25 protein-coding genes are annotated in these 25,886 nt (G+C 60.8%); 20 read left to right on the top strand and 5 right to left on the bottom strand.

Annotation, left to right across the window (positions count from 1 at the left end):
• Positions 1-102: 102 nt before the first annotated feature.
• The 12 genes from AADW23_RS13420 (at position 103) to phoB (ending at position 12,854) form a co-directional block, all read left to right on the top strand.
• Positions 103-642: a GNAT family N-acetyltransferase gene (locus tag AADW23_RS13420; protein ID WP_341861450.1), complete on the top strand. Its 540-nt coding sequence runs from the start codon at positions 103-105 to the stop codon at positions 640-642.
• A gap of 111 nt (positions 643-753) precedes the next feature.
• The gene (obgE, locus tag AADW23_RS13415; RefSeq protein ID WP_341861449.1) at positions 754-1,788 is read left to right on the top strand and encodes a GTPase ObgE; all 1,035 of its coding nucleotides are present in this window, start codon (positions 754-756) and stop codon (positions 1,786-1,788) included.
• Positions 1,776-2,882, top strand: coding sequence for a glutamate 5-kinase (proB, locus tag AADW23_RS13410; RefSeq protein ID WP_341861448.1), 1,107 nt, complete (start codon positions 1,776-1,778; stop codon positions 2,880-2,882). Before obgE ends, proB begins: the two co-directional genes overlap by 13 nt.
• 63 nt (positions 2,883-2,945) lie before the next feature.
• Entirely contained in the window at positions 2,946-4,229 is a 1,284-nt protein-coding gene (locus AADW23_RS13405) for a glutamate-5-semialdehyde dehydrogenase (RefSeq protein ID WP_341861447.1), read from the top strand.
• Between the two features lie 86 nt (positions 4,230-4,315).
• Positions 4,316-5,506 carry an aminotransferase class I/II-fold pyridoxal phosphate-dependent enzyme gene (locus AADW23_RS13400; RefSeq protein WP_341861446.1) on the top strand — a complete coding sequence of 397 codons (1,191 nt, stop codon included), beginning with the start codon at positions 4,316-4,318 and terminating at the stop codon, positions 5,504-5,506.
• A 108-nt stretch (positions 5,507-5,614) separates the two neighbouring features.
• Positions 5,615-6,667: an ATP-binding protein gene (locus AADW23_RS13395; protein ID WP_341861445.1), complete on the top strand. Its 1,053-nt coding sequence runs from the start codon at positions 5,615-5,617 to the stop codon at positions 6,665-6,667.
• A 120-nt stretch (positions 6,668-6,787) separates the two neighbouring features.
• Complete coding sequence (locus AADW23_RS13390) at positions 6,788-7,831, top strand: substrate-binding domain-containing protein (protein ID WP_341861444.1); 1,044 nt, start codon at positions 6,788-6,790, stop codon at positions 7,829-7,831.
• A gap of 69 nt (positions 7,832-7,900) precedes the next feature.
• Positions 7,901-9,277 carry a phosphate ABC transporter permease subunit PstC gene (pstC, locus tag AADW23_RS13385; RefSeq protein ID WP_341861443.1) on the top strand — a complete coding sequence of 459 codons (1,377 nt, stop codon included), beginning with the start codon at positions 7,901-7,903 and terminating at the stop codon, positions 9,275-9,277.
• Positions 9,278-9,289: 12 nt separating this feature from the next.
• Positions 9,290-10,582 carry a phosphate ABC transporter permease PstA gene (pstA, locus tag AADW23_RS13380; protein WP_341861442.1) on the top strand — a complete coding sequence of 431 codons (1,293 nt, stop codon included), beginning with the start codon at positions 9,290-9,292 and terminating at the stop codon, positions 10,580-10,582.
• Positions 10,583-10,602: 20 nt separating this feature from the next.
• Positions 10,603-11,448 (top strand): phosphate ABC transporter ATP-binding protein PstB, encoded by an 846-nt coding sequence (gene pstB / locus AADW23_RS13375; protein ID WP_341864332.1) that lies wholly within the window; start codon positions 10,603-10,605, stop codon positions 11,446-11,448.
• A gap of 4 nt (positions 11,449-11,452) precedes the next feature.
• On the top strand, positions 11,453-12,178 hold the full coding sequence (gene phoU / locus AADW23_RS13370) for a phosphate signaling complex protein PhoU (RefSeq protein ID WP_341861441.1): 726 nt from the start codon (positions 11,453-11,455) through the stop codon (positions 12,176-12,178).
• A complete protein-coding gene (phoB, locus tag AADW23_RS13365) occupies positions 12,168-12,854 on the top strand; it encodes a phosphate regulon transcriptional regulator PhoB (RefSeq protein WP_341861440.1) in 687 nt (228 codons plus the stop codon). The genes phoU and phoB overlap by 11 nt, the downstream gene beginning before the upstream one ends.
• A 300-nt stretch (positions 12,855-13,154) precedes the next feature.
• Here phoB and AADW23_RS13360 read toward each other — a convergent pair whose 3' ends face one another.
• Positions 13,155-13,496: a RidA family protein gene (locus tag AADW23_RS13360; protein WP_341861439.1), complete on the bottom strand. Its 342-nt coding sequence runs from the start codon at positions 13,494-13,496 to the stop codon at positions 13,155-13,157.
• Entirely contained in the window at positions 13,493-15,394 is a 1,902-nt protein-coding gene (locus AADW23_RS13355; protein WP_341861438.1) for an AMP-binding protein, read from the bottom strand. The genes AADW23_RS13360 and AADW23_RS13355 overlap by 4 nt, the downstream gene beginning before the upstream one ends.
• Positions 15,395-15,519: 125 nt before the next feature.
• Here AADW23_RS13355 and AADW23_RS13350 point away from each other — a divergent pair, with 125 nt between their 5' ends.
• From AADW23_RS13350 to AADW23_RS13330, 5 genes are all read left to right on the top strand, one after another.
• Positions 15,520-15,918, top strand: coding sequence for a rhodanese-like domain-containing protein (locus AADW23_RS13350; protein WP_341861437.1), 399 nt, complete (start codon positions 15,520-15,522; stop codon positions 15,916-15,918).
• Between the two features lie 88 nt (positions 15,919-16,006).
• Entirely contained in the window at positions 16,007-16,444 is a 438-nt protein-coding gene (gene aroQ, locus AADW23_RS13345; protein WP_341861436.1) for a type II 3-dehydroquinate dehydratase, read from the top strand.
• 6 nt (positions 16,445-16,450) lie between these two features.
• A complete protein-coding gene (locus tag AADW23_RS13340; RefSeq protein WP_341861435.1) occupies positions 16,451-17,254 on the top strand; it encodes a LuxR family transcriptional regulator in 804 nt (267 codons plus the stop codon).
• A 462-nt stretch (positions 17,255-17,716) separates the two neighbouring features.
• Complete coding sequence (gene blaOXA / locus AADW23_RS13335; RefSeq protein ID WP_341861434.1) at positions 17,717-18,529, top strand: class D beta-lactamase; 813 nt, start codon at positions 17,717-17,719, stop codon at positions 18,527-18,529.
• Positions 18,526-18,864 carry a hypothetical protein gene (locus tag AADW23_RS13330; protein WP_341861433.1) on the top strand — a complete coding sequence of 113 codons (339 nt, stop codon included), beginning with the start codon at positions 18,526-18,528 and terminating at the stop codon, positions 18,862-18,864. The genes blaOXA and AADW23_RS13330 overlap by 4 nt, the downstream gene beginning before the upstream one ends.
• Before the next feature lie 91 nt (positions 18,865-18,955).
• Here AADW23_RS13330 and tsf read toward each other — a convergent pair whose 3' ends face one another.
• Complete coding sequence (tsf, locus tag AADW23_RS13325; protein WP_341861432.1) at positions 18,956-19,831, bottom strand: translation elongation factor Ts; 876 nt, start codon at positions 19,829-19,831, stop codon at positions 18,956-18,958.
• Positions 19,832-19,909: 78 nt separating this feature from the next.
• A complete protein-coding gene (gene rpsB / locus AADW23_RS13320; RefSeq protein WP_341861431.1) occupies positions 19,910-20,701 on the bottom strand; it encodes a 30S ribosomal protein S2 in 792 nt (263 codons plus the stop codon).
• A gap of 263 nt (positions 20,702-20,964) precedes the next feature.
• Here rpsB and AADW23_RS13315 point away from each other — a divergent pair, with 263 nt between their 5' ends.
• The 3 genes from AADW23_RS13315 (at position 20,965) to AADW23_RS13305 (ending at position 23,533) form a co-directional block, all read left to right on the top strand.
• On the top strand, positions 20,965-21,855 hold the full coding sequence (locus tag AADW23_RS13315) for a PfkB family carbohydrate kinase (RefSeq protein ID WP_341861430.1): 891 nt from the start codon (positions 20,965-20,967) through the stop codon (positions 21,853-21,855).
• Positions 21,852-22,769, top strand: a complete 918-nt coding sequence (locus tag AADW23_RS13310; RefSeq protein WP_341861429.1) for a pseudouridine-5'-phosphate glycosidase — start codon at positions 21,852-21,854, stop codon at positions 22,767-22,769. The genes AADW23_RS13315 and AADW23_RS13310 overlap by 4 nt, the downstream gene beginning before the upstream one ends.
• Positions 22,770-22,837: 68 nt before the next feature.
• The gene (locus tag AADW23_RS13305; RefSeq protein ID WP_341861428.1) at positions 22,838-23,533 is read left to right on the top strand and encodes a DUF502 domain-containing protein; all 696 of its coding nucleotides are present in this window, start codon (positions 22,838-22,840) and stop codon (positions 23,531-23,533) included.
• A 211-nt stretch (positions 23,534-23,744) separates the two neighbouring features.
• Here the strand turns inward: AADW23_RS13305 and AADW23_RS13300 are convergent, their stop codons facing one another.
• Complete coding sequence (locus AADW23_RS13300; protein WP_341861427.1) at positions 23,745-25,457, bottom strand: extracellular solute-binding protein; 1,713 nt, start codon at positions 25,455-25,457, stop codon at positions 23,745-23,747.
• Positions 25,458-25,886: the final 429 nt, after the last annotated feature.

The following is a 25,886-nucleotide window of genomic DNA, read 5'->3' as shown; positions in this document are numbered from 1 at the left end:
CCTTTTCGCATTTCTACCGATGTTCTTGTGCGTGGAGGCTGCCATTCCCATTTATAGGGAGCGGGAGAGCAAAAGAATAACGGGGTCGGAGGAGGCCCAAACATGAAACAGGAAACCATATTGGCCCAGGCCGTGATCGAAACGCCCCGGATGTTTTTACGTCCCATGCGCCCGTCGGACGCAGGGTTGTTGGCGATGTATCACGCGGACAAACGCGTGGCGGAGATGACGACCTCGATCCCCCATCCGTTACCGCCCGGCGCGGCTGAGAGCTTTATTGCCAACTATATCAAGCCTGACCGGACATCTTTCGCCTGGGTCATGGACGCGACAGAGTTTGGCGGATCGGAAGTAATGGGGGTGATCACTCTCGATCAGATGGACCGGGATCAGTCTGAGATTGGCTATTGGGTGGCGCCCGCCATGTGGAATACGGGTTTTGCCTCGGAAGCGGTGCAAGCGATGGTGGATGCCAACCCGTTGCGGAACAAGACCGTGTTTGGATCGGTGTTTCAGGACAATCCCGGATCAGCACGGGTGTTGACGAATGCGGGGTTTGACTACCTTGGAGATGCGGAAGCGTTTTCCGTCGCAAGAAATGCCAAGGTTGCGACGTGGACTTACCTCAAGCGTTTGGCGTAAGAGGCGGGGAAGCGGAAGGGGGCCAGCCCCCTTTGCGCATCTGAAGATGCGCTGACCCCCGCGATATTTTTGAAAAGATGAAGGGCGGACGCGAAAGTGTCCGGCGATGGTATGAAATTTCTCGATCTGGCCAAAGTTTACATCCGCTCGGGCGGCGGCGGCGGCGGGTCGGTCTCGTTCCGGCGTGAGAAGTACATCGAGTATGGTGGACCGGACGGGGGCGACGGCGGCTCGGGCGGGAATGTGTTTATCGAGGTGGTCGAAGGGCTGAACACCCTGATCGATTTCCGCTACCAGCAGCATTTTTTCGCCAAGAACGGTCAACCTGGCATGGGTAAGCAGCGCACCGGTCGCGATGGCGCGGATATCGTGCTGCGCGTCCCCGCAGGGACGGAAGTGTTGGAAGAGGATCAGGAAACACTGATCGCTGACCTCGACGAAGTGGGGCAGCGCATTTGCATTGCCAAGGGCGGTAATGGCGGTTTCGGGAACCTGCATTTCAAGAGCGCCACAAACCAGGCGCCCCGTCGCGCGAACCCTGGGCAAGAGGGCGTGGAGCGCACGATTTGGTTGCGCCTGAAGCTGATTGCCGATGTGGGTCTGTTGGGTCTGCCGAACGCCGGGAAATCTACGTTTCTGGCGGCGACGTCCAACGCAAGGCCAAAGATTGCGGATTATCCATTCACCACGCTGGTGCCAAACCTCGGCGTTGTCGGCGTGGACGGTGCGGAATTCGTGGTCGCCGATATCCCCGGCCTCATTGAAGGCGCAAGCGAGGGCAGGGGCCTTGGAGATACGTTCCTTGGCCATGTGGAGCGCTGCGCGGCCCTGTTGCATCTGGTGGACGGGACTGCCGAGGATGTGGTGGCCGATTACCACACGATCATTACCGAGTTAGAGAACTACGGCGGAGAGCTGGCGTTGAAACCGCGGATCACCGTGCTCAACAAGGTGGACGCGATCGAGCCTGGGGAACTGGCCGAGAAGCGCGCAGCCCTTGGCGCGGTGGCCGGAAACCTGATGGAGATGTCCGGCGTTGCAGGCACCGGCGTGACCGAGGTGCTACGCGGGTTGCGCGCGCGCGTAGACGCAAACCAGAAGGCTGCGCGAGACGCTCTTGAGGAGCCCGAGCAATGGCGTCCCTGACGGGGGCCAAACGGGTCGTCGTCAAGATCGGGTCGGCACTGTTGGTGGATCGAAGCACCGGTGATCTGCGCGGTGAATGGCTGCATTCCCTCGCGCTGGACGTGGCGGCCCTGAAAAGCAATGGCACCGATGTGATCCTGGTGTCTTCGGGGGCCATCGCACTGGGACGCGGCGCGCTGGATCTCGGCCATGGGGCCCTGTCCCTTGATGAGGCACAAGCCGCCGCTGCCGTTGGCCAGATCCGCCTCGCGCGCGCCTATGAGGAGGCCCTGGCCCCCCACGGCCTGACTTCGGCGCAGATCCTCCTGACGTTGGACGACAGCGCTGATCGCCGGCGCTATCTGAACACACGCGCAACCTTTGCGGCGCTTTTGTCGCGTGGTGCGGTGCCGATCGTAAATGAGAACGATACCATCGCGACGGACGAAATCCGCTATGGCGACAATGACCGGCTCGCCGCCAATGTAGCCGTCATGGCGGGCGCGGATGCCTGCGTCTTGCTGAGCGATGTGGACGGCCTCTATACCGCCAACCCTAGCGACGACCCAAGCGCCCGCCACCTCCCGGTGATCGACACGATCACCCCAGAGATTGAAGCGATGGCTGGGGATGCGGGATCGGGCCTTTCGAAGGGGGGGATGAAGACCAAGGTGATGGCGGCGCGCACAGCAACCGCTGCGGGCTGCGCCATGGCGATCACCCAAGGGGCGGTCTCACACCCCCTTGATGCTCTGCAAAGCGGGGCCAAAGCCACTTGGTTTACCGCTACCCTTTCTCCGCAACAGGCCCGCAAAGCGTGGATCGGCGCGATGAAACCCAAAGGTGCGCTACGCCTTGATCCCGGCGCCGTCAAAGCCCTTGCCCATGGAAAATCTCTTCTCCCCGCAGGGGTCAGCGCCGTTGAAGGCGACTTCCACCGCGGCGATCCCTTGCGCTTGGAAGCCACAAACGGCGACGCAATCGGCATCGGCCTCAGCCGTTATGCCGCCGATGAGGCGCGTGCGATCCAAGGCCACCATTCCGATGAAATTGAAGAAATCCTCGGCTATCCGGGCCGTGCGGCCTTGGTGCACCGCGACGATATGGTACTCTGATCCAACAGCTTCACCTTTTTACAAATATCGACTCTGCCTTTCCATCCCGCGATGAGGTTTCCGATGAAAGACCTACCTAAATTAAACTCGGAGAATGACGTTCCCGCCCTGATGGCCGAGATCGGCAAGCGGGCCAAAGCGGCCAGCGCGGAGCTGGCATTCGCAACACCGGAAGCAAAGACGCAGGCGTTGAACGCCGCTGCCGATGCCGTTTGGAACAAGCGAGAGGCGATCATCGCGTCCAACGAAAAGGATATGGCGTTTGGACGTGAAAAAGGCCTGTCCGATGCCATGTTAGATCGCCTTATGCTGGACGAGGCAAGGGTAGAGGGCATCGTGCAAGGCTTGCGTGCCGTGGCGGCGCAGGATGATCCCGTTGGGCAAGTGCTGACAGAATGGGACCAACCCTCGGGCCTGCATATCAAACGGGTGCGCACACCTCTTGGTGTGATTGGCGTGATCTATGAGAGCCGCCCCAACGTGACGGCCGATGCGGGCGCTCTGTGCCTGAAATCCGGCAATGCCGTGATCTTGCGCGGCGGCTCGGAGAGCTTTCACTCCTCGGGCGCGCTGGCCGATTGTCTGCAAGAGGGGCTGCGTGCCGCCGGGTTGCCCGCGGACGCTGTGCAACGCGTGCCAACCCGAGACCGCGCCGCAGTGTCTGAGATGTTGACGATGACCGACTCGATTGACGTGATCGTGCCTCGGGGCGGCAAGGGCTTGGTGGGGCTGGTGCAGCGCGAAGCGCGGGTGCCGGTTTTTGCGCATCTGGAGGGCATTTGTCACGTTTACCTCGATGCCTCGAGCGACCCGGAAAAGGCGTTGCGCGTGGTCTTGAACGCCAAGACCCGGCGCCCGGGGATCTGCGGCTCGGCGGAGTGCTTGCTGATCCACCGCGATGTGGTGGACACGATCGGGCAGGGCGTCGTGCGGGCCTTGCTGGATGCCGGTGTTGAAGTGCGCGGCGATGCGGGCTTACAGAAGATTGAGGGCGTGGTGGCCGCGCAGGAAAGCGATTGGGGAAAAGAGTTCCTCGACATGATTATCGCTGCGAAGGTGGTGGATGATATTGATGCGGCACTGACCCATATTCGGACTTTTGGCTCCAATCACACCGACGCGATTGTTGCCGAGGATGACGCCGCGGTGGCGCGGTTCTTTCAGCGGCTGGATTCGGCGATTTTGATGCACAATGCCTCCACCCAGTTTGCCGATGGTGGCGAATTTGGGATGGGTGCGGAGATCGGAATTGCGACGGGCAAGATGCATGCACGTGGACCGGTCGGGGCGGAGCAATTGACCTCGTTCAAGTATCTCGTTACGGGCGATGGCACGATCCGGGGATAAGGGTACGCTTTTTTCGGAGCGGTTAAGCGGGGGACCAGTCCCCCGCGCCCCCTGCGATATTTTTGAAAAGATGAAGGAGAGCCGTGATGGCGAATGGTCGGAATGAGAAGCCCGGAACATTGGTGCGCCGCGCCGCTTTGCGAGAGGGCGTGAGCCGCGCCGTTGTGACGCCGATCCAGCCTTCTGTTGTGTACGCTTCGCCGTCGATTTCTACCTTGCACGATCAGTACGAGGGGCGGGCGCACGGCTATACCTACGCGCGGGAGGGGCACCCGAATGCGGAGCTTTTGGCACGCAAGATCGACATGTTGGAGGAGGCCGAGGGCGGATTGGTTCTTGGCTCGGGCATGGCGGCGGTGTCGGCCACGATCATGGGTCTGTTGGGGCAGGGCGACCATATCGTCGGGGGCAACCAGCTTTACGGGCGTTCGTTGCGGTTGATGCATCAGGATTTGGCGCGATTTGGGATTGCGACATCGGTTGCAGATCCGACGGACGTGGAGGCGATGCGGGCGGCGATCCGGCCGGAGACGAAGATGATCTTGGTTGAGGTCATCTCCAACCCGACGTTGCGGGTTGCGGATATGGCGGGGATTGTGGCGCTTGCGAAGGAGGCGGGCGTGATCTTGGCGGTGGACAACACCTTTACCACGCCGATTGGGTACAAGCCGTTGACCGAGGGGGCGGATATTACGATTCAATCCGTGACCAAGTTGCTGGCCGGGCATTCGGACGTGACCCTTGGCTATGTGGCCGCCCGCGACCCAGAGCTGATGCGCAACATCTATGACTTCGCCGTCACCGTCGGGATGACGCCCGCACCAAACGAATGCTGGTTGGCGGAACGCGGTCTCTACACATTCCCGCTGCGATTTGAGAAGGCGCAGGCCAACGCCGCGGCTTTGGCCGATTGGTTGGCCGACCACCCCAAGGTGGGTCGGGTCCTGTACCCCGGTCGCGCCGATCACCCCGACCACGAGGTTGCGGCCTCGATCGTAGGACAAGCCTTTGGCAACATGGTAAGTTTCGAGCTGAAGGATAAGACCGAGCCCGCCGCAGACCGGATGGTGCAAGCCGCCCCCGATCTGCCGTTCGCGCCTACTTTGGGGGATGTCGGCACCACGTTAAGCCACCCGGCATCGTCAAGCCACCGGGGCCTTGGAGCCGAGGGGCGGGCGGCGCTGGGGATTTCTGATGGGTTCTTCCGGGTGTCGGTCGGGATCGAAGAGATTGAACTGCTGATCGCGGATTTTGAAGGCGGGCTGCGGGCGGTCTAAGCCGAGCATACTGCGGCGCGGCCCTTCACCGAGGGGCCGCAAGCCCGTTGCAAGACGGCGCAGAATCGCGCCACACCTCCGGGGCGTACTGGCAGGGGGACGCCGCCGATGACCCGAAACCTGATTAACACCGTCATGTTCACGGTGCCGGACCCGATGGTGTTCATCGACAGTAGCGGCGCCATTGAGGATGCAAATCCGGCTGCCACAACGCTTTTTGGCGATTGGATTATCGGGCGCAATTACGCGGCCCTCCTGCGCCAGCCGGCGTTGTTGAGCCAAATCGACACCGTTCTCGCGGGGGCTGCCGCGGCCGAAGCACGCATAGAACGCGCCGATCAAACCGGGGTTTCGCAGTACCGGGTGCGCATTTCAGCGGTCGAAACGCCAGAGGGCCGCGCCCTTTTGCTGCATTTCAACGACATCACCCATCTGGGAGAGGCGCAGGAAATGCGGCGCGACTTCGTGGCCAATGTCTCCCATGAGCTACGCACGCCGTTAACCTCGATGATCGGGTTTATCGAGACCTTGAGAGGCCCGGCCCGAAACGATGCCGACGCCCAGGACCGGTTCCTGTCGATCATGGAGGAAGAGGCCCTGCGGATGGACCGTCTGATCTCGGACTTGCTGTCGCTGAGCCGGGTGGAATCCGTCAAACGCCTGCGCCCCAATGATACGGTTGATCTGGCGGGGGTTGTGGCCAGCGTCATCGCCACCCTGACGCCGAGGGCACGGGACACCGGCAACGTGCTGCGGCTGATCCATGACGGGACGCCCGCGATGATCCAGGGGGACCGGGATCAGGTGATCCAGGTCTTTCTGAACCTGGCTGAGAACGCACTGAAGTACGGCGGGGCGGAGAAGCCTGTGACGATCGCCATTTCGCGCGGGCAGGGAAGCGGGGCCACGGTGGGGGAAATCCTTATCGTGGATGTCACCGATGAGGGCGAGGGGATCGCCTCGTTACATTTGCCGCGCCTGACCGAGCGTTTTTACCGGGTCGATTCGCATCGGTCGCGGGAAATGGGCGGCACCGGGCTGGGGCTGGCGATTGTGAAGCATATCGTCAACCGGCACCGGGGGCGGCTAAAAATCACCTCAAAACGAGGGCAGGGCAGCACATTCTCGGTGCAGTTCCCGGCGATCTCCGAGGCGTCTTAGCCCGTGTCATAAAACTGATACGTACCTGTCACAAAAGCATAGCGATGCTGCCGTAGCAGGGGGCCAAGCGCGCCAACAACAAGCGCGTGATGTCTGAAAACCAAATGGAGAGAGTCTTAAATGTCTTTCGCAAAAATCAGTGTTTCGGTTGTCGCACTTGCCGCCGTTTCTGCCACTTCCGCTTTGGCCCAGGGCCGGGAAGAAATCCGCGTTGTCGGGTCCTCCACCGTTTTCCCATACTCGCAAGCGGTTGCTGAGCAATTCGCAAACCTGACCGGCGCCCCTTCACCCATCGTTGAATCCACCGGCACTGGTGGCGGCATGCAGATCTTCTGCGGCGGTATCGGCGAAGCCCACGCAGACGTCACCGGCGCGTCCCGCGCCATGCGGGCATCCGAGTTCGAGCTTTGCCAAGAAAACGGCGTGACCGACATCACCGAAATCTACTTCGGCTCCGACGGTCTTTCCCTTGCGATCTCTCGCGACAGCGAATTCGCTTGGGACCTGACGCTGACCCAAGTCTACCTTGCCCTGGGCGCACGGGTTCCTGTTGACGGCGAATGGGCCGATAACCCCTACACCTTGTGGAGCGAAATCGACGCTTCCCTGCCCGCGGTTGAAATCCTCGCCTACGGCCCTCCGCCCACATCCGGCACACGCGATGCCTTTGTTGAGCTGGCCATGCACGCCGGTTGTGAAGAGCTGGCCTACGTCCACGACGGCGGTTTTGACGGCGACTGGGTCGAAGAAAACTGCTCGCGCATGCGCACCGACGGGCCTTTCGTTGAAGCTGGTGAGAACGACAACCTGATCGTCCAGCGTCTGCAAGCCGATGCCAACGCTTTGGGCATCTTCGGCTACTCCTTCCTGTACGAAAACCTCGACACCTTGCAGGCTGTGAACATCAACGGTGTTGCACCTGACGCGGCAACGATTGCCTCGGGCGACTACCCGATTTCGCGACCTCTCTTTGTTTACGTGAAAAACGCCCACCGCGGTGTGATCGCGAACCTTGAAGAGTTCATCGAAGAGTTCGTTTCCGAAGAGGCCATGGGCCCCGGCGGCTACCTGTCCGAGCGTGGCCTTGTGCCGCTGGAAGACGACCTGCGCGCCGCCACCAATGACGCGGCAATCACGGCCGTGACTTACACAGGCGCCGAATAAACGGCTCCCGATCTACTCTGGCTGCCCGGCGTTTTGTCGGGCAGCTTCCTTCTCTTGCAGAGTTTTCCCATGACCCTGACCGCCTTTCTCATTCTGATTGCCTTCGCCATCGCGGGCTACATGTTGAACCGCCAAACGGCTGCGGCGATCCGGTCCGATGGGACGCGCCTGCATTCGTTACTGCATTTCCACGGCCTCTACGCGATGCTGATGATCCTGGTCCCGGTCTTCGTGATCTTGGTCCTGTTCCTGATCCTGGAGACGCCGGTGATCGACACCATCGTCATGAGCGGCGTCCCTCAGGCTGAGCTAGAGGGGCTTGATAGCGGCGCGGTGCAACTTATCCTCGCGGAGATCCGCTCTATCGCGAACGGGCAGGTGTTTGGCACCCCCGCCGACTGGAAGCTGGGGGCCGCCGAGCGCCTAAGCGCCCTGTACCGCAACGCCGACATTCTTCTGATCGTTCTGGTCCTGCTGCTAAGCGTCGGTATCCTGTTCTACACCCGCAACCGCGTCTCGGCCGAATTCCGGGCTCGCCAAGCGGTGGAGGCCATTGTCAGCGGCCTGATGATCGCCTGCTCGCTTGTGGCCATCTTCACCACCGTGGGCATCGTCTTCGCGCTGGTCTTTGAGACCTGGAAATTTTTCCAGATGGTGCCGCTGCAAGACTTCCTCTTTGGCGTGAACTGGGAGCCTCAGATCCCGATCCGTGAAGACCAGATCGCTGCGGAAGGGGCCTTTGGCTGGCTGCCGGTGATCTTGGGGACGGTCGTGATCTCGGCTGTGGCCATGTTTATCGCAACGCCTGTTGGGTTGATGTCAGCGATCTACCTGAACGAATTCGCGCCGCGCCGGATGCGGGCTGTGGTGAAGCCGCTTCTGGAAATCCTCGCCGGGGTTCCCACGGTTGTTTACGGCTTTTTCGCCATCCTGGTAGTGGCGCCCGCCTTGCGCGGGGCAGGGGCCGAGCTTGGCATTCCGGTCTCGCCCAACACCGCGCTGGCGGCGGGCGGCGTGATGGGGATCATGTTGATCCCCTTCATTTCTTCCTTCGCCGATGATGCCTTGTCCGCCGTGCCGCGTAGCCTGCGCGATGGGTCGCTGGCGCTTGGCTCAACCCGAGCAGAAACCATGCTGAAGGTGCAATTCCCTGCCGCCATTCCCGGTATTGTGGGCGGCGTCCTGCTGGCCGTCAGCCGCGCCATTGGCGAGACTATGATCGTGGTGATGGCCGCAGGCCTCATGGCTCGAATGACGATCAACCCCCTCGATAGTGTGACCACGGTGACAGTGCAGATTGTGACGCTGCTGATCGGCGACACGGCTTTCGACAACCCCAAAACGCTGGCGGCCTTCGCCCTGGGTCTGATGCTGTTCATCATCACCCTCGGCATCAACGTGTGGGCCCTGCGCATCGTGCGCAAATACCGCGAAATCTACGATTGAGGCGACGGATCAATGGCAAACTTTCCAGATACCAACGGTACGACCCCGGCCCGGTCGCTGCGTCAGGCGTCGGCCCAAGTGCGTCGCCGCAAGCGTAAAGAGTTGCTGCTGCAAGCCTGCGGGCTTGGGGCGATCCTGCTGGCCTTCTCGGTGCTCTTTATGCTTGTCGCCTCGCTGGTGAAAACGGGTCACACGGCCTTTGTGCAGACCCATGTGACCCTTGATGTCTACGTGGACCCCGCCGAGATCGAGGTGGACCGTCTGCCACGCGGCGGCTTCCAGAACGTGCTGACGGCGGCCGTACTGGCCAACCTGCCATCGGCGGACCCGGAAACCGACGCCCGTGCGGTGCGGGGCATCCTATCCAACGGGGCGCAGTTCGACCTGCGCGACCGGGTTGTGGCTGACAACGATCTGATTGGCCAGACCATCACCCTGACGCTGCCCGTTGCCGATATTTTCGACCAACTCAACAAGGGCGGCATTCGTCGCGACACGCCGGAAGAGCTGCGCCGCGTCAACGACCAAGAGATCCTTTGGTTCGACGAATTGGACGCCGCTGGCCTGATCTCTCGGCCCTTCAATGTCGCGCTCTTCACCAACGCCGATAGCCGCTTTCCTGAACTGGCGGGCCTGAAGGGGGCTTTGGTGGGATCATTCTGGGCGCTGCTGACCTGTTTTGTCATCGCCTTTCCCATCGGCATCGGCGCGGCCATCTACCTGGAGGAATTCGCCCCGAAAAACCGCCTGTCGGACTTCATCGAGGTGAACATCAACAACCTCGCGGCGGTGCCGTCGGTGGTCTTCGGTCTTCTGGCCTTGGCAGTGTTCCTGAACTGGTTCGGCATGCCCCGGTCGGCCCCATTTGTAGGCGGCCTGACCCTGGCGCTGATGACCATGCCCACGATCATCATCGCGACCCGTGCGGCCCTGAAAGCGGTGCCACCCTCGATCCGAGAGGCCGCCTTGGGCCTTGGCGCATCGCGTCAGCAGGTGGTCTTCGGGCACGTCCTGCCCTTGGCCATGCCCGGCATTCTTACGGGCACAATCATCGGCCTTGCTCAAGCGCTTGGGGAAACCGCGCCGCTGCTTCTGATCGGGATGAACGCGTTCATCACCTCGGCGGCCAGCTCTCCGTTTGATGCCGCCACGGCGATGCCCACACAGATCTTCATCTGGGCCGACAGCCCTGAGCGCGGCTTCGTCAGCCGGACATCCGCCGCGATCCTCGTGCTGCTTGGCTTCCTGGTCATCATGAACGGCATCGCGATCTATCTGAGAAATAAATTCGAAAGACGGTGGTAGGCCTCATGAAGGATTTCAACGTGAACGACATGCGCACAATCGACCAAGAGGTAGCTGTGGAAACGCTCAAGATGAAAGCCCGCGGCGTAGATGTGTTCTACGGGGCAGGGAACGGCAAACGCTCTGCCGAGAGTATGCTGAACGACGCGTCCGTCACCCGTGCCATCAAGGGCGTGGATGTGGATATTGCCGACAAGACAGTGACGGCGTTCATCGGCCCTTCGGGGTGCGGTAAATCCACCTTTCTGCGGTCGCTCAACCGGATGAACGACACCATCGAGGGCTGTAAGGTCACCGGAGAAATTACGCTGGAAGGCGAGAACATATACGACCCGCGCATCGACCCGGTGCAATTGCGCGCCAAGGTGGGCATGGTGTTTCAGAAGCCAAACCCGTTCCCCAAGTCGATCTTCGAAAATGTCGCCTACGGTCCCCGCATTCACGGGCTGGCCCACAAAAAAGCGGACCTTGAGGAGATCGTTGAAAAATCCCTGCGCCGCGCTGCCATTTGGGACGAGGTGAAAGACCGCCTCGATGCGCCTGGCACCGGCCTTTCCGGTGGGCAACAGCAGCGTCTTTGTATCGCCCGTGCGGTCGCCACATCGCCGGAAGTTCTGCTGATGGACGAGCCTTGCTCGGCGCTGGACCCCATCGCGACGGCGCAAGTGGAAGAACTGATCGACGAGCTGCGGGAGCGATACTCTGTTGTCATCGTGACTCATTCGATGCAGCAAGCCGCACGGGTCAGCCAGAAGACCGCGTTTTTCCACCTTGGGAACATCGTCGAATTCGACGACACCGACAAAATTTTCACCAACCCCAGCGATCCGCGCACGGAAAGCTACATCACGGGACGGATTGGATAGCGCCATGCCAAACCAGGAACACATCGTCAGCAGCTTTGACCGCGACCTCGAAGGGATTCAGACCAAGATCATGCGCATGGGCGGCATGGTGGAGGAGTCGATTGCCAATGCGTCCACCGCGTTGACCACCCGCGACATCGAACTGGCCCAGGCCGTTCGCAAGGCCGACCGCACTATTGATGCGGCAGAGATCGACCTTAACGAAGAAGCCGCACGCATCATCGCGCTGCGCCAACCCGCGGCTTCGGACCTGCGAATACTACTGTCGGTTTTCCGCGTGTCAGGAAACCTGGAGCGGATCGGAGACTACGCCAAGAACATCGCTAAACGCAGCGAAGCAGTGATCGCGCTGCCCTCGGTTCCCGGCGACGCAGCCGCGCTCAAACGGATGGCACGCCAAGTTGAAATGATGCTGAAAGACGTGCTCGACGCCTATATTCAACGCAACGCCGACCTTGCCGAGGATGTGCGCCAGCGCGACCTTGAAGTGGACCAGATGTATTCCGCGCTGTTCCGGGAATACCTGACCCACATGATGGAAGATCCGCGCCACATTACCACCTGTATGCACTTGCATTTCATGGCAAAAAATATCGAACGGATGGGGGACCACGTGACCTCGATCGCCGAGCAGGTGGTCTATCTTGTGACCGGCGAAGCCCCAACCGACGACCGCCCGAAAGACGACGAAACGGCTTTCGTGAAAGGGCGCCTGAACGATGGCTGGTGAACCGATCGTCCTTGTGGTGGAAGACGAGCCTGCTCAACGGGAGGTGCTCGCCTACAACCTCCGTGCCGAGGGGGTCTCGGTCGTGACGGCGGCCTCGGGCGACGAGGCGTTGATCGTGGTGCAAGAGACGTTGCCAGACCTCATCGTGTTGGACTGGATGCTGCCCGAGGTCAGCGGAATCGAGATTTGCCGCCAATTGAAATCGGGGGCCGCCACGTCAAAAATCCCGATCATCATGCTCTCGGCGCGGTCCGAGGATACGGACAAGGTGCGCGGCCTCGAAACCGGCGCCGATGACTACATCACCAAGCCGTATTCTGTGGCTGAACTTCTGGCCCGCGTGCGCACTCAGTTACGTAGGGTAAGGCCGTCCTCGGTGGGAGAGCGGATGGAGTATGAAGACATTGTCGTCGACCTGGCCGAGCACCGGGTTTATCGCGGCGGAGACTTGGTAAGCCTTGGGCCGACAGAATTCCGCTTGCTGACCGCGTTCATGGAACGGCCGGGCAGGGTGTGGGCCCGCGAACAGCTTCTGGACCGGGTCTGGGGCCGCGACATCTACGTCGATAGCCGTACGGTGGACGTCCACGTGGGCCGCTTGCGCAAGGCGTTGAAGGTGGCACAAGCCGGCGACCCGATCCGCACGGTGCGCGGCGCGGGCTATGCGCTGGGGTAAAGTTGAGCGTGAGCGTTGCGGCGTAAGTGATTGGACTGGCGAGACAATCATGTCGGCGGGTGTGTTGGCATCTTGGCAGCGGCGCTCAGCCGTCGCTGAGGGGCCGTTGCATAGGCTGTCGGCGCTCAGATCGACGAGAGCGCCAGTTTAGGCCGATGCGATCCGAGATTTTCAACGCCCAACATACGAGGGGGCGGCACCATAGCGGCACCATATCCCTCAGTGCATTTAGCCAGTAATCATGATTATGTTAAATATGCAGATACCCAACTATGCCAGACACTTACAAAGCCCCCCGGTTCAAACCACCGCCGCTGTGACAATCATTTCCACCTTCAGCACGTCACGCGCCAACCGCGCTTCGCCACAGGCCCGCGCTGGTGCGTGGCCTTCAGGCACCCAGGCGTTCCAGACCTCGTTCATGGCGGCGAAGTCGGCCATGTCCGCCAGCCAGATCGTGACCTGCAACATATGTTCGCGCGACGACCCGGCTTGCGTCAGCAGCGCATCGACACGGCGCAGGCATTCGTGGGTCTGTTCCGTGATATCGGCACCCTCGCCCACTTGGCCCGTCAGATACGCCACACCATTGTGCTTCACGATTTTCGAGCTGCGAACGCCCGGTTCAATCCGTTCAATCATCCGATCAATCCTTTATCGGTTAAAACTTGCGTGATCTCATCAAGGATCACAGGGTCATCAATGGCGGCGGGCATCTTATAGGCCTCAGCGTCCGCAATCTTCTGCATGGTGCCGCGCAGAACCTTGCCAGAGCGCGTCTTTGGCAGGCGTTTCACCGGTACCGCCAATTTGAACGCGGCAACAGCGCCGATGTCATGGCGGACCTTTTTGACCAGTTCGGTGGTGATTTCATCAACGTCTTGCTCCACACCTGATTTCAGGACGAAGAAGCCCAAAGGCACTTGGCCCTTCAATGCATCCGCCTTGCCCACAACCGCGCATTCGGCCACGGCATCGTGGTTGGAAAGGACCTCTTCCATCGCGCCGGTGGACAGCCTGTGGCCGGCCACGTTGATGATGTCGTCGGTCCGCGCCATGATGTGCAGATAGCCGTCTTCGTCCAGAATTCCCGCATCTGACGTCGCAAAATATCCTGGGAATTCATTGAGATAGGACGAGTGGAACCGTTCCTCCGCGTTCCAGAGTGTCGGCAAACATGCCGGCGGCAGCGGCAGTTTCACCACGATGTTTCCAAGCGTCCCGTTAACAACGGGATGGCCCTCATCATCCAGGACCTGCACGTCATAGCCCGGCATCGGAACACCCGGAGAGCCATGTTTTACGGGCAAGGCCTCGATCCCCATGGGGATTGCGGAAATCGCCCACCCGGTCTCGGTCTGCCACCAATGGTCGATCACTGGCACGCCAAGTTGCGCCTCAGCCCAAGCCAATGTCGCCGGGTCCGAGCGTTCGCCCGCAAGGAACAATGTGCGCAGGCCCGAGGTGTCGTATTTCTTCAGAAACGCGCCTTCTGGGTCCTGCCCCCGGATCGCGCGGAATGCCGTGGGCGCGGTGAACAGAACGCTCACGTCATGCTCCTCGATCACGCGCCAGAATGTGCCGGCATCCGGTGTGCCGATTGGCTTGCCTTCAAACACCACAGTCGTGCAGCCCGCCAGCAAAGGCGCGTAGCAGATGTAGGAATGCCCCACGACCCACCCCACGTCCGACGCGGCCCAGAACACGTCTCCTGCGGACACGCCGTAGATATTTTTCATCGACCAGTTGAGCGCCACCATATGGCCGCCGGTGTCGCGCACCACGCCCTTGGGTTGGCCCGTGGTGCCGGAGGTATAAAGGATATAAGCCGGGTCCGTCGCCAACACCTCGGCGCAGGGGGCGCGGCGCCCCTCGGCACGGGCGCGGGCCATTTCCTCGGCCCAATCCAGATCGCGGCCCGCGGTCAGTTCAGCGGGCTGGATGTCACGCTGGAGAACCAAGCAGAACGACACGTCATTTTGCGCAATATCAACAGCTTCTGACACGAGGCTCATGTAATCAATGACCCGTCCCGGCTCGATCCCGCAAGAGGCCGTCAGGATAACCGTGGCATCCGCATCGTCGATCCGCGTGGCCAGCTCAGCCGGAGCAAAACCGCCGAAAACCACGGAATGAACCGCGCCAATTCGGGAGCACGCCAGCATCGCAACCAGCGCCTCTGCCACCATCGGCATATAGATGATGACACGGTCCCCCTGCCCCACGCCCATGTCTGTCAGCACCGCACCAAGGGTGGCGACCTCGTCCAGCAGCTCTGCGTAGGTGATCGTGCGCTTGCTGTCGGTGACGGGGCTGTCGTAGATGATCGCAGGCTGGTCGCCGCGTCCGGACGCCACGTGGCGATCCACGGCGTTGTGGCAGGTGTTACCAACCGCGCCTTCAAACCAACGCCCATACACGCCGGAACCGCGCGTAAACGCCTGTGTCGGCGGTGTCATCCAATCAATCGCGCCGGCGGCCTCTAGCCAAAAGCTTTCGGGGTCCGTGCTGGCCCGTTTGAATGTCGCTTTATAAGTCATCTAGTCTTCCTCCCGCCGACGCAGCCCAAAGCGCCAGCCCCGCAAATGTCATCGCAGGTTGCGGCGCGGCGCGGGCGCGGTCAATGTGCGTTACCGCTATCTGCGACAGAATAGGAGCTTTCGCCATGGGCCTGAAAACCTCTGCCTCACAATTGGTTGCCACCGCTCGCGCCCGGATTGAGGAGGTCGAGACCGCCGAGTTGATCGCCAAGGTCGATGACCCCGATGTGGTGATCGTGGATATCCGCGACATCCGCGAGCGTCAGCGCGGGTATATCCCCGGCTCGGTCCATGCGCCGCGCGGCATGATCGAATTCTGGGTGGACCCCGATAGCCCCTACTTTAAGCCGGTCTTTGGACAGGAAGGAAAGAGGTACGTGTTTCACTGCGCCTCGGGCTGGCGATCGGCCCTGACGGTGGCGACACTGCAAGACATGGGCTTTGACGCGGCACACCTGCGCGAAGGATTTTCACCATGGGAAGAGCACGGCGGCCCGGTTGAGATCCCGGAGCCCAGGAAATAACCGCTAAGGGTGCCAAAACTTGGCCAATTCAACGACTCGACGCAAGCCGCCGGTTGCCTATACAGTGCCGCTAAAGGGATACTGACGAATGAAGCTATTAGTCCTCAACGGGCCCAACCTTAACCTCCTGGGAGAGCGTGAGCCGGGCATCTATGGGGCCGCGTCCCTGGCAGATATCGAGGCCGAGTGTCAGGCCTTCGTCAGCACCTTTGGGTCCAGTGTTCGGTTTGAACAATCCAACCACGAGGGCGGGCTTGTGGACGCGCTTCACGGGGCGCGTCACGACACCGACGGCGTCGTGTTGAACGCGGGCGCCTACACCCATACTTCCATCGCACTGCGCGATGCGATCAGCGCCACGCGCTTGCCGGTGATAGAGCTTCATTTGTCCAACACCCATGCCCGCGAAGAATTCCGCCACACATCAATGATCGCGGCGGTGGTCGTCGGTATCATCCAAGGCTTCGGCGCAGACGGCTACCCCCTCGCCCTGCGTGCCCTGCATCAACACCTTTCAAAAAAGTAGCATTCTATGAAACGTCTCCGCCCCTATATGGAAATGTCCACCGTCGAAGACCTCTGGGCCCACCATACGAAAGTATTGGCAGGCTACGGCTTTGACCGCGTGTTTTACGGCTTCAATGCCTTTCGCGGCGCGGGTCTGTACGACAACCCCGAAGACGCGCTGCTTCTGACGAACATGCCCTCCGACTATGTAGAGGCCTATGTCGACGGCGGCATGTTCCGAGACGGCGTGATGATGCGGTGGGCGACCGAGAATGTGGGCGCCGCATCCTGGCGCGACGTCTACACGGCCATGGCCCACGAAGAGCCCTCCAAGGGCGAGTTGGCCATGCGCGCGATGAATGAAAAACACGGCATTACAGCGGGTTACACGGTGAGCTTCCCCATGGCGATCAAGAACGCCAACGCGGGCATTGGCATGGCCGTGAAAAAGGGCATGGACCAGGACGCCGCCGATGCGATCTGGGCCGAGCATGGCGAGGATATCGAGACGATCTGCCATGTGGCCCACCTGTGCATCCTGCAACTGCCCGCGACGGGTCAGCGCAAACTACTGACCCCGCGCCAATCCGAGGTGTTGGAACTGGTGGCCGACGGCAAGACCATGGCCGATATCGCGCTACTGCTGGAACGCAACGTGGCGACGATCGAAAAGCACCTGCGCGGCGCACGGGATGCGTTGGGGGTTGAGACGACCGCACAGGCCGTGCGCAAGGCCTCGATCCTGAACCAGATCTTCCGCCTCGATGACCGCGAAGACACCACGCCCCGCCTGCCCCATATGGCGGGAACCGTCGGTGATCGCCGTTAACCTGTCCTAATCGACAGGTAGGGATTCCCCTATCTATCGCGATGAAGCCACATCCTGCATAACGTCCTTGTTCCGTGAGTGATGGCAATTAACGCCAGGAACACCGGGTTTCGGAGGTACGTATTTTCCCGCCTCCGGACCCACCCGGCGCCTGCTTGCACGCGGTTGGGTTCGGAGCGGTTGGTCCGTATTTTAAGGGCCGAACACCGCTTCGGGGAAACGGCGGCGGGGTCTTCTCCCTCCCCTCGCGCCGCAAATTCAGATTGCGCCTCAGCTGTCCCTTGAGGTGTAAGATCCGGCGCTTCGTCCTTGTCCCTCGTGCGCCGGACATTCCAAGACGGTGCTGCCCCTGTCCCGGGCAGTGCCGTTTTTTGTGGCCTTTCCTATATCTCAGGTCCCCTTCTCTTGTCCTGTGCACGCGGTTATGAAGACCCTTAAGTCCACCCCATTCGGAGCCCCACGATGCCCAAACAAGTGATCGCTGGTGCCCTCACAGGCCTGTGTCTCTCCGTTAGCGCCGCCCAAGCCGAGACGATCTGCACCCTGATCGCGTCCCCTTCAGCGCAGGACGCGATTTACGAGGTCGGCGATTGCGACCGCCGGGTCACGCCCGCCTCTACCTTCAAGGTAGCCCTATCCCTTATGGCGTTTCACGATGGTGTTCTACTGGACGCCCACACCCCGACCCTGCCCTACCAGAGCACCTATCCCGACTGGGGCGGCGAGAACTTGCGGCAGGCCACCGACCCGGACCGCTGGATGACCTATTCCGTCGTGTGGTTTTCACGGCAAATCACGCCGCTTTTGAGTCTGGATCGGATGACAGAGCTCGCCCAAGGCATGGGCTATGGAAACGCGGATTTCAGCGGAGACTATGGCCAGAACAACGCGCTGGAACGGGCTTGGATGACCTCCTCTTTGCTGATCTCTCCACGCGAACAGGTCGCGTTCTTATCGCGAATGATTCAAAATTACTTGCCGATCTCAGGCGAAGCCGTCGCGCAAACGATTGAGATTATGGATTATACCGACACACCCGGCGGTTGGCGGATCTATGGCAAGACGGGTGCGGCCTACCCTAGAATGGAATCCGGTGCGTTTGACTATGCCCAGGGCTGGGGCTGGTACGTGGGGTGGGCCAGCAATGGCGACACCACATTGGTTTTCGCCCACCTGACCCAAGATGAGACCCGGCACCAGACCTCTCCCGGCATCCGAGCGCGGGAAGCTTTTCTTGCCGGGTTTGAGGCCCTCGCCAACGGCGCGCTGCAATGACCAGCCCTACACTGGCTTTCGTATGTGTCGCGGCATTGTGCGTGCCGCTGGTTCCGGCTCATGCTCAAACTGTGGACCTAGGGGGGCTGACATGGGTCGAACAGAAGTGTGTGCTCTATCAAAGCGCGTGGGATTGGGCCGTTAACAGTGTCGGGGCAGAGCAGATCAGCGCAAACTTCATTGCCGACAACGACCGGTTCGTGGCCTCGGGCTGCCTGGCGGATATTGCCGTATGCCCCACAAACGATGCGGAATTTGAATTGGCGAATTTGCTGACTGTTATGACAATGAACGAAGGCATGGCCAGTACCTTCGTGCCTTTTGCCTGCCCCTGACGCGGCAAGCATCAGCGCAACAAAAAGGGGCAGAGGATTGCTCCCCTGCCCCTTCGTATAGCGCGTAGACCGGACATTTGCCCGGGGACGCTTAACCTTTGGCGGTCTTGGCCACTTCTTCTGCGAAGTTCTCGACCTTCTTCTCGATGCCTTCACCCACTTCGAGGCGAACGAAACCGGTGATCTCGGCGCCGGCCTCTTTGGCGGCATCGCCAACAGTCAGGTCAGGGTTCACAACGAAGGCCTGGTTCACGAGCGTGATTTCCGAGAGGTACTTCTTCATACGACCCACGATCATCTTTTCGATGACCTGCTCAGGCTTGCCGGATTCGCGGGCGATGTCGATCTGGACCTGCTTTTCCTTCTCCAGCATTTCCGCGTCCACGGCGCCCTCGTCCAGAGCGGCGGGGTTCACGGCGGCCACGTGCATGGCAACCTGCTTGGCGAAGGCTTCGTCGCCGCCTTTGGTAGCAACCAGAACGCCGATCTTGCCCATGCCCTCGGCAGCGGCATTGTGCACGTAGGAAACGACAACGTCGCCTTCCAGCGCAGCCATGCGGCGCACGGACATGTTTTCACCGATCACGGCAACGGCGTCAGTCACGGTCTGCTCGACGGACTTGCCGCCCATGTCAGCCGCTTTCAGCTCGTCCACATTGTTCACGCCCTTGGCGACGTCAGCAATGCCAGCAACCATTTTTTGGAAGTCAGCATTCTTGCCCACGAAGTCGGTTTCAGAATTCACTTCAACCGCAACGCCTTTGTTACCCTCAACGGCAACAGCCACGAGGCCTTCAGCGGCCGTACGGCCGGATTTCTTTGCGGCTTTTGCAAGGCCCTTGGTGCGCAGCCAGTCAACGGCCGCTTCCATGTCGCCTGCGGTTTCGGTCAGCGCCTTCTTGGCGTCCATCATGCCAGCGCCAGTTGTGTCGCGCAGCTCTTTTACCATGCTTGCAGTGATTGCCATGTCATGGATCTCCTGAATGAAAATGGTGTCGGGCCCGGCAATACCGGGCCCTTGTATCAGTTCCGCAACGCCCGGGGCTTATGCCTCGGCGGCAGGGGCTTCTTCAGCTGCGGGCTCGGCGATGGCTTCCTCAACGGAGCCCTCTTCCAGACCACCAAGGTCAACACCGGCTGTTTCCAGTTGCGTGGACATGCCGTCCAGCGCCGCGCGGGAAATCAGATCGCAGTAGAGTGCAATGGCACGGGCCGCGTCGTCGTTACCGGGGATGATGTAATCCACACCATCGGGCGAGCAGTTGGTATCAACCACAGCCACAACAGGAATGCCCAGTTTCTTGGCTTCGGCGATGGCGAGGTCTTCCTTGTTGACGTCGATCACGAAGATCAGGTCTGGAAGGCCGCCCATTTCGCGGATGCCGCCGAGGGAGGCTTGCAGTTTGATCTGGTCACGCTCCATGCCCAGACGCTCTTTCTTGGTCAGACCTTCGAGAGAGCCGTCGGCTGTCTTCTCGTCGATCTCTTTCAAGCGAGAGATGGAGTTGGAAACGGTTTTCCAGTTGGTGAGCGTGCCGCCCAACCAACGGTGGTTCATGTAGTACTGTGCGCAACGCTCTGCGGCATCGGCCACAGGCTTTTGCGCCTGACGCTTGGTGCCCACGAAGAGGATCCGGCCGCCTTTGGCGACGGTCTCACGCACAACCTGAAGCGCTTGCTCCAGCATCGGGTGGGTCTGGGTCAGGTCGAGGATGTGGATGCCATTACGGTCGCCGTAGATGAACTCGCCCATGCGGGGGTTCCAGCGTTGCGTCTGGTGGCCGAAGTGAACGCCAGCTTCAAGAAGCTGACGCATGGTGAAATCTGGAAGCGCCATGCCAATTTCCTTTCCGGTTTGCGCGTAGGGCGAAGGATTAGAGAAAGCGCCTTGGACGCGGACTCAACCGGTGGACTGATCCATGGAATTTGCCATGGGGCCCGCCTTCGCCTGAGAAGTGAGGGTGCCTTAGGGGGTTTGGGGAGAGGTTGCAACCTATGAATGAGCGTCAGGCGGGTGGAAAGCGAGGGATTGAGTTGTATTTGCCAAGATGAAGGAGGGAGTGTCTTGCGGGGCGGCGGATGTCAGGGCAAGAGGAGAGGATGGAACAGAGACCGGATATTTTGTGCATCGGCGCAGTTTTGTGGGACATCATTGGCCGCACAGACGAACCGATGGTGCTTGGCAATGACAAGCCGGGGCAAATCAGCCGTTTGCCGGGAGGCGTGGCGTTGAATATTGCCATGACACTTTCGGGATTCGGGTTGCGGGCGGCTTTGTTGTCGGTGGTGGGTGAGGACACGGAGGGGCGCGAATTGCGCGCGGCGGCAGCCGAGATGGGGCTGGATGTAAGCCCGATGTTGGTGGATGCCGCCCTGACCACGGATCGCTATATGGCGATCGAGGCGCAGGGCCAGTTGATTGCGGCGATTGCCCATGCCCATTCGTTGGAACGCGCCGGCGCCCGCATTCTGGCACCTTTGGCCGACGGCACCTTGGGGTCTGAAGCCGAGCCTTGGAACGGTCCTGTTGCCCTGGACGGCAATCTGACGGAGGCTCTTTTGCAAGACATCGCGGTTAGCCCCTTGTTCGCGGAGGCGGATTTGCGGATTGCGCCTGCCTCGCCAGGCAAGGCATTGCGGCTGCGCCCCTTGCTGTCGCATCCCCGTGCCACGATTTACGTGAACCGAGAGGAAGCAGGGCTTCTGACAGGGACACACCCCGCCAATGCCGCCGCCGCCGCCGAAGCCCTGATCGCTGCGGGCGCTCGCAGGGTGCTGGTCACGGAAGGCGCGCAAATGGCCGTAGATGCCTGCGCCGATCACAGCTTGTCCGCCGTACCGCCCGCCGTTGAAGCGCGGCGGATCACCGGAGCGGGCGATACATTCATGGCAGCCCATATTGCTGCCGAAGTCGCGGGGGAATCCCGCGAGAAATCACTGGAAGCCGCGGTGAATGCAGCGGCCACCTACGTCTCAGGAGATACCCCATGACGCTTCCCCTTACCTTTTCGCCCGAGGTTGTCGAGGCCCGTGCCAACGGCACTCCCATCGTAGCGCTCGAATCCACGATCATCACCCACGGCATGCCCTATCCGCAGAACCTCGACACCGCACGTTTGGTCGAAGACGAGATCCGTGAAGCCGGGGCGGTTCCCGCAACAATTGCGATCATGGACGGTCGGATCCAGATTGGCTTGACCGAGACGGAGTTAGAGGTTCTGGCCCAGGCCCAAGACGTCTCGAAGCTTAGCCGCGCCGATTTGGCCGCGTGCCTGGCCATGGGTGGCGTCGGTGCCACGACGGTTGCTGCAACGATGATTTGTGCCGCCATGGCCGACATCAAAGTGTTTGCAACCGGCGGCATTGGTGGCGTCCATAAGGGCGCGGAAGAGACCTTTGACATCTCCGCCGACCTGCGTGAACTGGCCCATACCCCTGTGAGCGTCATTGCAGCGGGTCCCAAAGCGATCCTCGACCTGCCCAAGACGCTGGAAGTTCTCGAGACCCTTGGGGTACCGGTGTTTGCCTACGGCCAAGATGCCTTCCCCGCATTCTGGAGCCGTGACAGCGGGCTGACGGCGCCCCTACGGGCGGACACGGCGGCACAGATTGCCCAATCGCATCTGATGCGCACCCGCCTTGGCCTGCCAGGCGGACAACTGGTGACCAACCCGATCCCCTTGGCCGATGAAATCCCGGCGGCCACCCTTGCGCCAATCATCGCGCAGGCGCAGTCCGAAGCCGACGCCAAGGGCATCTCCGGCAAACAGGTCACCCCGTTCCTGCTGCAACGCCTGTTCGAGCTGACCGACGGCGCCACGCTGACCTCCAACATTGCCCTCGTGCGCAACAACGCGCGGCTTGCCGCAGCGGTCGCGCGTGAAATGATCGCCGGGACACCGTGATCCTTGTACGCCCCACCCTCGGCGCTTAGTTAATCCAAAGCCCCACTCATTCGAGAACCGCTCCGCCGATGAAATTGCCTCCTACGCCAGATATTCCACGACGGGGGTTGTTTGCCTCTCTACGGTCGAACTTCCTGACGGGTTTGATCGTGATTGCGCCCATCGGCATCACAATCTGGCTGATCTGGACCCTGACAGGCTGGATTGACAGTTGGGTCCTGCCCTTTATCCCCAATGCCTATAACCCCGCGATGCTGATTAACGAGTGGACCGGCATCCAAGTGAACATCCGTGGCATCGGCGTGGTGACGTTCCTGATCTTCACCATGATCGTGGGCTGGATTGCGAAGGGTTTTATTGGACGGTCAATGATCCGTTGGGCCGAAAGCCTCGTGCTGTCGATCCCGATGGTGCGCACGATCTATTCCGGCCTGAAACAAATTGCCGAAACGATCCTTCAGCAAGGGCAACAGAACTTCGACAAAGCCTGTCTCGTGGAATATCCGCGTCGCGGCATCTGGGCGATCGCCTTCATTTCTACCACCGCCAAGGGTGAAATCGCCAAACGCGCGCCCGAGGACATGGTCTCGGTCTTCCTGCCCACAACACCCAACCCGACATCGGGCTTCTTGCTGTTTGTCCCGGTCAAGGACACGATTGTTCTCGATATGACGGTCGAGGACGCCGCGAAACTGATCATCTCCGCGGGTCTGGTCTATCCAAACGGCCAAGACCCCTCGCAACCTCCTGCGCCCAAACCCTAGGCCACAGGAAAAGGGCGCTCCTATTCCGAAAAGCCCTCCTTCATCTTTTTAAAAATATCGCCGGGGGTCTGGGGGGCTGGCCCCCCAGGTAATCAGGCTTGGTCTGCGGGGCTGGCCCCCAGGTAATCAGGCTTGGTCTGGGGGGCTTGTCATCCACTCTTAAGGTGGGTCTCAAGCCTGCCTCTAAGGTCTCTATCGTGACCTGAGGGGCTTACTCCTCCTCAACCCACCAAACGTCCGGCTGCCAACCAATCCAATCTCCGTAGATCGGAATGTAATCCGGGAAATGCAGTTCAGAATTGTAGGCAATCCGGCTGATGGGGTTGTGGTGGAACGGCACCACGTAGCGGTCCGAGATCAAGATCCGGTCCAAGGCCCGCACTGCTGCACGGTAGTTCTCTTGCGAGGACGCGCTCAGCATCTCGTCGATCATCGCCTCAATCGCCGGATTGCACCCGCCGTGCAGGTTGCGGCCGCCATCGACCAAACCCGCGTCGCAGCCCCAGTAGTTGCGCTGTTCGTTTCCGGGGCTGAGCGAAAGGCCCCAGCGATAGTAGATCATGTCGTAATCATAGACGTCGCGCCGCTCCCGGAACTGGGCACTGTCGACACGGGTGACCGTCACCACAATCCCCAAACGCGCCAGCGCTTCGGTGTAGATATTGGTGATCGCATCGTTCTCGGAACTGCCGGTCTGGAGCAGGATCTCGAACGTCACGGGGCCGTTGGGTCCGGTCATCACGCCTTCCTCTACGGTGTATCCGGCCTCTTCCATCAGGGCGATGGCGTTGCGGATGCCGGCGCGGTTGCGTTCGGTGCCGTCGGAGATGGGCAGCGTGTAGCCTTCGATGGCTCCGGGAAGCAGCTCTTCTGTGAAGGGCTGCAGGATTTCCAGCACCCTGCCCTCTGCCGCGCCCTCGTGCATGGCCAGAGGAGAGTTCGCGAAGGGCGACGTGATGCGGGGGTCGACCCCGCCATTGACTGTCTCGTTAATGAACTCAAAGTTGAACGCTTGGATCATCGCCTCGCGCACGCGCCAGTCCGAGAAAACCGGACGCCGCGTGTTCATCACAAATCCCGTCATGCCCGAAGGGCGTTGATGCGCCACCTCGGAGAGCTGAACTTCACCCGATTGCACCGGGGGGAAATCGTAATCCGTGGCCCATGCCTGCGCCGAGGTTTCGCGCTGCGTCGTCACCAGGCCGCTGGTGAAGGCCTCGGTCATGGCCGTGCCATCGGCGAAGAACTCCATGCGGATCTCATCAATGACATTGGTGCCGCGCCGAAACGGAATATCCGCGCCCCAGTAGTCCGGGTTGCGGGTCAGGGAGACGAAACGTCCCGCCTCAAAGTCGGTAACGACATAGGGCGCCGTGGCGATCGGGATGACATCAAGACCGCTTTCAAGGAAGGCATGCTCCTCCCACTGGGCCGCTTGCAAGATCGGGCGCAGGCCCATGATCATCGCCAACTCTCGGTCAGGCTCGGTCAAGGTAATCCGAACCGAGCGATCGCCGGTCGCCTCGATGCCTTCCACCCGGCTCCATGCGCCCAGATAGCGGGGGTGGCCTTCGGTCCCCAAGGTCTCAAACGACCAGATCACATCTTCGACCGTGACCGGAGACCCGTCGGAGAATCGCGCCTCCTCACGGATTACGAATTCGACCGACAGGTTGTCCTCTGCAATGTCCACCGATTCGGCCAAGAGCCCGTACAGGGTGAACGGTTCATCCCAGGACCGCCCCAGAAGCGATTCGTAAGTCAAGAATCGCAGCTGCCACGGGGTAGAGCCTTGGCGGATATGCGGGTTCAGGCTGTCAAAACCGCCCACTTCCCCCGTCACGATCCGCCCGCCCGTGGGCGCATCGGGGTTGGCATAGGGCAAATGCGTGAAGTCCGGCGCCAGCGCAGGCGCGCCATACATGGCCACACCATGTTGTGGGTCAGTATGGCCTGCGGTGCTAAGTGCGATGCTCAGCCCAATAGATAAGGCGCATTTCGTGAAACAATTCGTCGGCATTTGCGAACAATCCTCCAGCAGCTCGTTTTTGTTATGGTTAAAGGCTACCGGGCGGCGGGCGTGGGCGCAAACTTTTCAGTTGGACTCCGGCCAAGTCATTGCTTATAAAGAACTCACTGCTCGATAGGTTTCTTGCCTGTATGAAACCTGCCTCAATGACTTAGCCCTGGCCTTGTGCCAGGGTTTTTTTTGTCCCTCCCCCTGCCCGTCCCGCGTCCCCAAAAACTCTTGCAAGAGTTTTCCAAGGCTTTTGCAAAAGCCTTGCACCGTTGGCCGCAACGCCCTCTGTTCATTTCGCACGTGCAGCATTAGCCTGCCGGAAACGACCTTTAG

It is taken from the genome of Gymnodinialimonas sp. 57CJ19 (genome assembly GCF_038396845.1).
GTDB lineage: Bacteria > Pseudomonadota > Alphaproteobacteria > Rhodobacterales > Rhodobacteraceae > Gymnodinialimonas.
This window is presented reverse-complemented; position numbering and strand designations above follow the sequence as displayed.